Source organism: uncultured Thiodictyon sp., from assembly GCF_903828115.1.
GTDB lineage: Bacteria > Pseudomonadota > Gammaproteobacteria > Chromatiales > Chromatiaceae > Thiodictyon.
This window is the reverse complement of the sequence record NZ_CAIKKU010000697.1, coordinates 1-5,087: the sequence shown is the minus strand read 5'-3', so window position 1 is coordinate 5,087 and position 5,087 is coordinate 1. Positions and strand designations below refer to the sequence as shown.

General features: G+C 61.1%; 6 protein-coding genes. 1 reads left to right on the top strand and 5 read right to left on the bottom strand.

All coding sequences use genetic code 11. The annotated features are described in order from the left end of the window. The 5 genes from QZY48_RS26350 to QZY48_RS26330 form a co-directional block, all read right to left on the bottom strand. Positions 1 to 370 (bottom strand): DUF262 domain-containing protein (locus QZY48_RS26350; protein ID WP_295436508.1); only part of this gene is annotated, 370 nt, incomplete at its 3' end. Between the two features lie 118 nt (positions 371 to 488). Continuing rightward, positions 489 to 1,307: a hypothetical protein gene (locus tag QZY48_RS26345; protein ID WP_295436507.1), complete on the bottom strand. Its 819-nt coding sequence runs from the start codon at positions 1,305 to 1,307 to the stop codon at positions 489 to 491. Next, positions 1,298 to 2,398 carry an ATP-binding protein gene (locus QZY48_RS26340; RefSeq protein ID WP_295436506.1) on the bottom strand — a complete coding sequence of 367 codons (1,101 nt, stop codon included), beginning with the start codon at positions 2,396 to 2,398 and terminating at the stop codon, positions 1,298 to 1,300. Before QZY48_RS26340 ends, QZY48_RS26345 begins: the two co-directional genes overlap by 10 nt. Before the next feature lie 170 nt (positions 2,399 to 2,568). Beyond that, positions 2,569 to 3,891, bottom strand: coding sequence for a hypothetical protein (locus QZY48_RS26335; RefSeq protein WP_295436505.1), 1,323 nt, complete (start codon positions 3,889 to 3,891; stop codon positions 2,569 to 2,571). Continuing rightward, complete coding sequence (locus tag QZY48_RS26330) at positions 3,888 to 4,121, bottom strand: hypothetical protein (RefSeq protein ID WP_295436504.1); 234 nt, start codon at positions 4,119 to 4,121, stop codon at positions 3,888 to 3,890. Before QZY48_RS26330 ends, QZY48_RS26335 begins: the two co-directional genes overlap by 4 nt. A gap of 492 nt (positions 4,122 to 4,613) precedes the next feature. Between QZY48_RS26330 and QZY48_RS26325 the strand changes: the two genes are divergently transcribed. Beyond that, complete coding sequence (locus QZY48_RS26325) at positions 4,614 to 4,865, top strand: hypothetical protein (RefSeq protein ID WP_295436503.1); 252 nt, start codon at positions 4,614 to 4,616, stop codon at positions 4,863 to 4,865. Positions 4,866 to 5,087 lie beyond the last annotated feature (222 nt).

The following is a 5,087-nucleotide window of genomic DNA, read 5'->3' as shown; positions in this document are numbered from 1 at the left end:
CGGCGACGCTCCCGTCTGCCCGCCACTCCACACCATTCGCGGCTTCGCGACCCCGGTCATAAGATATGATCCCGGCTGGCCGGAACACTGGCCGCGGGCTGCCCCACCAGTCTGGCTGAGGAATGGCGCTAATCACCAAATTGAAATCTGCCGAAGAATGCCATTCAATAGGTACCAAATGTACATGCGCGAAATAGTGCCTCGCAGCTTGGGCGCATAATGCGCTATCGAAATCATCCTTCAGGTCTCGAATTTGCTTTTGTTCCCAGGCATAGGGTCTTTGAAATGTCGGAATGACAAACAAGGTATCGGGATCGGCAAGAATATCTCGAACGCTGGGCAAGGAATTAAATAAGACTGGATTCAACATTCTGTACACCACTTAGGTTGCTGAGCGAGGTTTCCCTCGCTGAAATTGCCGGGTTCCGAGAACTACCGTGGATAAGGGCCCAGGTTCGATTAATTCCTTTAAATACCAGACCCCTGACTCAGGCCCGCACTTGCTGGATGAGGTCTTGCCACTCCGGAAACTGCGCTACTGCTTCGTCGGCGTTTTCCCGCACCCAGTCGCGCAATGCCGCCCGGAGATCCCCTGCATTCGCGCAACGGCACTGCCTCAAGGAGTCACCGGAAAGCCCGGCCAACAAGTCCTTCCCTGAACACCAAGCCAAGGTTGTTTCAATGTTCCCCAAACTTTCTTCTGTCAGGACCTCCGAATAGCGGGTTACTGTCGCTTCAACGCATTCCGGAGACATCTTCCCCGTCACTTGCTCAAGAAAGTGACCGATCGACGTCAGGCACCATTCACGGGAAAACCGCTCGTCAGTGAGTGCTGGAAGCGCAAGCTCGTTCAGGCCTGCCGGTCGGGTCCGCAATTGATGGGAAGGAGGAAGTACCCGTCGCACCTGCCCGATCGTCCAGCGCGCGATTTGATACCACCGAATCCGACAACCGACATCGGTGAGCGTTGCTGACCAGTCGTGTCCCGAGATACCAATGGCCCTTTCCACGATCGCGGGATCAAGCAGGTAATTCTCGATTTCATGTCGCGCCCAACGCCATCCCAGCACTGTGTCACCATCCAGGCGATCAACCGTCGCCGCATGACAGTCCTGCGGCGGTTCGTGATCGAAATCACGGTCGCGCAAATACGCTGCCTTCACCGCGTTCTTCTCGCGCTCGTATCGCGCCTGCGGTGCCAAGCCGTCTTTCGATCCGCCCCGCCTAACCACCAGCGAGCCGGCGAATACCGCCGCCAGAATCTCGCTGTCGAGGTTGCCCTCGACGAACAATAGATTTACAGGCATCGGCTCCCGCCCTCCAGCCGCACCTCATGCTCATTCGGAATGGCATCGGTCAAGTAGGGCGAATGGGTCGAAATGACGAACTGACAGCTTGCCCCCAGACGCGGCAGCGAGGCCAATAACCGCTGCTGCTCGGGGGGATGCAAGTGAAGTTCCAACTCATCGATCAGCACGATCGAGTTGCTGATATCCAGGCGCACGAATTCGTAGACCAAGGGGAAGACGGCCTGTTCGCCGGACGACATTTCAGCCAGGTCGTAGGTCCGGCCCTGCGCCTCCAGGAGAAAATAGAAGTCATTGGCGCCGAACGGACCGCTGCTCTCTTTCGGCGCGAGACCAACAAAGCGTCGATCCGGAAAAACAGCGCAAAATTTCTCCTGCAGCTCGGGTATGTAGTCCTTGCCCCCGGTCCGAATGGGCGAGGTATGATACCCCCACCAGCCGACAAGAAACTGGCGAAGTTGCTCGACACCGGCTTTCCAACTCTCTTTCGGCCCGCCCTCCGCATCGCTACCCGCGTACCGACTCGCCGATGCGCTGCCGAGATTGCGATGCTGGTCAAACCAGAAGACATCTCCCAAGTCGCGGTAATGGCGGCGCAAGTCCGGATCGGTCCGGCTCAACGCCTTGACGTAATACCGCCCCAAGAATTGGTTGACGGCCTGGTATCCTTGCGGCGAAGAAAGGTGATTCTGTTCGTAGACCAGCGTCACCATGCGATGGTCCGACGGCTCAACGATGCGATGCGACTCCCGCCAATCCGGGGCCAGTGAATCGTACCAGGTGCGATACAGGGAACTCGTCAATGCCACTTCAGCATCGGTAAGCGCAATCTGAAGCTCCACACGGGTTCGCCCCATGCTGCCGATACGCTCCGCGAGGAAGCCATGCCAATCGAATGAGTCGGCGAAGCGCGTGCGCCGGGTGGCAAGCGACAGCACAAGAGCAATCGCTTGCAGCACCGTCGTTTTTCCGGCACCGTTGTCACCCACCAGGCATGTCAGGTTGCGGGGCGCGCCGGCGGGACTCCGGAAATCGAGGTGCAAGTGACCCAACGACTTGAAGTTAACGATATCCGCACTTAAGACTTTCATAACCTTCGTCTAGCCCCCTGACGCTCGCGGGTCGCCGAACCGGCATCCGCAGTACCGTTCGCGCACGAAGCCTCCTTGAGCCACTCGAGGCTTTGCTCTCGCAACGGCGATGCTGGCGCCATACTAGGGCCGATCCACGGGGCACGCAACCAGGTTTGATCCCCGCGCCGTCAGGCTGCGGCGCCCAAGGTCTCTGCGTCGTCGTCCAGCGCGTTCCGCTCAAGTCGGTCGTTATTGACCAACAGGGTCCACACCGCCCGCTCCGAGACGTTGAAATGCTGGGCGGCATCATCGCGCGCCTGCTCCGAGTAATCGCCGTCCAGAAAGGCTTCCAGCGCCTCAAACGGGCACAGAAGTTCAGCGGCAAACGCGCGCTGGAGTTTTTGACGGTAGGTGTGGGACCTGGTCACCGGGATCAGGTGTTCATCGAGAGCGCCGGCGATCCTGTCGCCGAGCAGGCGGGCAAGCTCGAAGCGACGGCCCGTCGGGTAATTCGACCGGAGCACGACGCGCCCCGCTCGGTGCGAGTCGTCATCGAGTACAAACGCAAGGGGGCTGGGCTGCGCCGGTTCCAGTATCTCCGGCGAGACGGCGCAAAGCTCGGCAAGGCGTTTGTCCGGCAGCGGTTCGTGTGCCAGTCCGTGCTGCTCACGCAGTGTGCGGGCCCCTTGGTACCCCTGCCGCCAGGCCGGCGTCGTCGAGCGCGCGCGCAGGTCCAGGCCCGTGATGCGGGGAATGTCGGCGGGTCGCGTGTCACGCCCGAAGTCCGTCGCCCAGGACCTAATCTCGGCAGCCGTCGGAAGCCCGTGACCCGGCCGATGATCAGCCGCAATTTCGATGATGGCGTCGTGCCCAAGGTCATCCGCATCGCCCAGCAATTGCCGAACCTGACCCGCGTCACCCTCATCCGCGTCGTATCCGAGGACCGCCTCCAATTCGCGTTGGGAGGCCGTGTCCGGGTCGGCCCGCTCCGCCAGGACTTCAGTCCATATCTGGTCGAAGTTGGTCGGCGCGACCCGATCGGCTCGCAGTTTGCCTTGAATCTGCCCCATGAACAGATCAAGCGCCGACTCGAATCCGCTCGTCGGCATGACCAAGGTCCTGTGGGCGGTGAAGCGAAAGGCGCTGAATCCTTGCGGGCGGGTTGGCTTGGCGATCACCAGGGTCCGCTGCCGGTCGGAGGCGATCGTGATATTCGGCCATAGGTATCCGGCGCCGACCGTCCCCAGACAATGCGCGAAGTGCCAATCTGAGTTGGGGGCATCGGGCCGCGGCTCACGCGTCAGGCGCCACCAGTTCCAGGCCAGCCACTCCGCTAAATGGTAACCGGACACCAGAGGACCGCGCCGGGCGCAGTCGATAAAGCCGTCCTGGCCTTCGGTCAGCAGGATATTCCCGAAACAAACCTGTAGCATACCGAAGCAGGACTTCTCCTCGGGAAGCCCCTCTTCAAGACGCTCCCAATCCAAGCCGATGGTGAGTTCCGCGCTCATCGATCGCTCCAGGCTTTCAATACGCATTCGCGTTGATAGCGCTCGGCTTCCTTATCAAGTCGATAGCCATGGTAGCCATCATGACCCCATTTCGCCTCATAGGCTTCGCCTCGGTCAAAGCGCCTGGCTCCGCGATACGGCGTTTGGGATTGTTCGACTGACGCACTGGCATCGTTGAAGACATACCTCTGTCGCAGGTAGAGTTCGTCGTTGGAGCCGATCTTGATCACCGACCCACAGGGATGTTAACCCCTGCCGTCGGAAAGGGCAATAGATCGAGGCCGATCCCGCGGGCGGGCGGGTCATCTTCGGCGCCGACAGCAAGGTCGATCCCACGCGGCTCATCAAGCTCATTCAGACCCGGCCGAAGGAATACAAACTCGACGGGGGGGACAAGCTGCGCTTCTTCCGGGACCTGTCCGATCCGACCCAGCGCATCGAGCAGGTCGGTCGGGTGGTGGAGCAGTTGGTGGGCTAGGCCAGGCCAGTCTTGACCATGACCGCGGCCGACGGCGATCGGTCCGCACAGCGGACCCTACGGAAAGGCCGCGTCCCGTAGGGTCCGCTGTGCGGACCAACGACCTCGCGGCTCATGCGGCGGCTGTAATTGTGACCAAGACCACCCACGCCCGACAACCGGAGGTCGGGGCTTGAGCCGGTCGACCCCCAACTCAAACGCGGTACAATCGAGCAGTCACCCCATCCCTAAGCGAGCCAGACACATGAACCCCTTGCAGATCGAGGATCGTGGCCTACTGATCCCGCCGGAGTACCTGGCCGGCCTGGCCCGCCAAGTGCGCGTGCGCCCGATCAAGGGCGGACTCGTCGTCGAATCCGCCGATCAGGCCGAGGCCAGGGATGCGCTGCAATCCATGGTCGAGCGGCTGCGCGCGGTCGCCGCTGAGGACCCGCTCGATCCGTCCGAGATCGCCCGCCTGGTAGACGAGGTGCGGAGCGAGCGTGCGCGCCATTAGCGATGTCCGTAACCCATTGACAAAAAAAGCCGCGCGCTGCGGGGAAATTTTCGTTTACCCCAACCTGGAGCCAGTGTGGAACGAGCGATCAGTGAGTTGCGTGCGCGGCGTGGGGCGCCGGGCGAAAAGTCACCCCAACTGAGCTTATTTGACTGGTGCGATGTTGAAGCGCGCAGCGATCTGGATCGCTTCTACCTGGTGCGCGATCATCTCCCAGACGCG